The following is a 1,912-nucleotide window of genomic DNA, read 5'->3' on the forward strand; positions in this document are numbered from 1 at the left end:
TTTCTATATTATTAGCAGTAGCATTTTTAACTGTAGCAGAACGTAAAACATTAGGTTATATGCAACGTAGAGTTGGACCTAATGCTGTAGGTTATTATGGTACTTTAATGGCTATAGCAGATGCTGCTAAATTATTATTAAAAGAAATAATAATACCTACACATGCAGATAAAGTAATATTATTAATTAGTCCAATGATTGCATTAATGTCAGCATTATTATGTTGATCTGTTATACCTTTTGGACCAGGTATTGTAATAACTGATCATAATTATGGTTTTATTTTAACTTTAGCTATTAGTAGTGTAGGTGTATTTGGTACTTTATTAGCAGGTTGATCTGCTAATAGTAAATATTCTTTATTAGGTTCTATACGTTCTACTGCACAATTAATTAGTTATGAATTAGTTTTAACTACTATTATTTTATTATGTATATTATTAGCTGGTTCTATGAATTTATCTAGATATGTAGAATTACAAAAATCTATATGAATATTCGTTCCTTTATTACCTTTATCAATTATTTGATTTATTGGTTGTGTAGCTGAATGTGCTAGACCTCCTTTTGATAATGTTGAAGCTGAATCTGAATTAGTTTCTGGTCATATGACTGAATATTCTTCTTCTATTTTTGTTCTTTTCTTCTTATCTGAATATGCTTCTATCTTATTCTTATCTACTTTAACTGCTATTCTTTTCTTTGGTGGTGGTACTGGTATTATTCTAGGTTTAAAAGCTAATGTCTTTGCTTTCACTTATATTTGAGTTAGAGCTACTCTTCCTAGAGTTAGATATGATAAATTAATTAATATGTGTTGAATTATTTTCTTACCTTTATTATTCGCTTTAGCTTTATTTATACCTGCTTTAATTTATGCTATTGATGCTAATATCTTTATTTCTCCATTCGGTTTCTAACTTATTAATAAATAATTATTTATTATTATTTATCCTATATTAAATATAAATCACCCCCGGTGATCCGTGGGTAATTTATTTTTAGAAATATTTGAGAAATCATATTATCAATATATAAAGACCCTCTTAAAAGGAAGGTTGTAATAAAAATATTTTACAACTCTTTTCTAAAGTAAAGGGCCCTCATCCACTCCCTTTCTTTGAAAGGGAGGGATTATTTATTAAATATATATATATTCATATTACTATTTATTAAAGTATAAGTTTTTATTATTATAAAAAGAGATATTTTAGTTTAAAAGGAAGGTATGGGGGTAATATATATAAAAAACGATATATGGAGATAAAAATTATAAATAATATAAGAATGTTAGCAATGTTAACAACTTTAATAACATTTTATATAAGTCAAAATAATATAATAACGTTATTAATAGGAATAGAAATATTATTATTAACAGTAACAGTTAAAATAATATATATAGGAAGTATATATAATGATATAGAAGGAACAATATATGCATTATTTATAATAATATTAGCTGGAGCAGAATCAGCAATAGGATTAAGTTTATTAGTATCATATTATAGATTAAGAGGTAAAGTAACTAATATATTATAATGTTTAATTGATTAACATATTTTTATGAGGAATCAGTATATATTAATATAGGTACATGATTATCATTAGGAGATATACAAATAAATTATGGATTATTATTAGATTCATTATCAATGACAGTTATGGTACCTGTAGGTATAGTAACATTAGCTGTATTATTTTATGCTATAGATTATATGAGACATGATCCAAATCGTAATCGTTTTTATGTTATTTTAAGTGTATTTGCTATATTTATGACAGTTTTAGTAGTTAGTGAAAATTATTTAATGATGTTTATAGGATGAGAATTTGTAGGAGTTATATCTTATTTATTAATATCATTTTGAAATACACGTATTGCAGCTATGAAATCTGCTTTATCTGCTAT

Annotated in this window: 2 protein-coding genes and 1 pseudogene; all 3 read left to right on the forward strand. The window is 24.7% G+C overall.

Annotated features, from left to right (window positions below; translation table 11 throughout):
- Positions 1-59 precede the first annotated feature (59 nt).
- A pseudogene (locus tag IE180_RS37830) lies at positions 60-767 on the forward strand (complex I subunit 1 family protein).
- A gap of 529 nt (positions 768-1,296) precedes the next feature.
- Positions 1,297-1,542 (forward strand): NADH-quinone oxidoreductase subunit K, encoded by a 246-nt coding sequence (locus IE180_RS37835; RefSeq protein ID WP_506005102.1) that lies wholly within the window; start codon positions 1,297-1,299, stop codon positions 1,540-1,542.
- Positions 1,543-1,616: 74 nt separating this feature from the next.
- On the forward strand, positions 1,617-1,829 hold the full coding sequence (locus tag IE180_RS37840; protein WP_189377326.1) for a NuoL/Nad5 family protein: 213 nt from the start codon (positions 1,617-1,619) through the stop codon (positions 1,827-1,829).
- The last annotated feature ends 83 nt before the right edge of the window (positions 1,830-1,912 follow it).

This window comes from Streptomyces litmocidini (assembly GCF_014649755.1).
In the GTDB taxonomy this organism is placed as follows: Bacteria; Actinomycetota; Actinomycetes; order Streptomycetales; family Streptomycetaceae; genus Streptomyces; species Streptomyces litmocidini.

What these genes read in the sequence shown, in the direction of transcription:
- IE180_RS37835 (WP_506005102.1), top strand. Translation starts at nt 1,297, where the DNA reads ATGTTAACAACTTTAATAACATTTTATATAAGTCAAAATAATATAATA.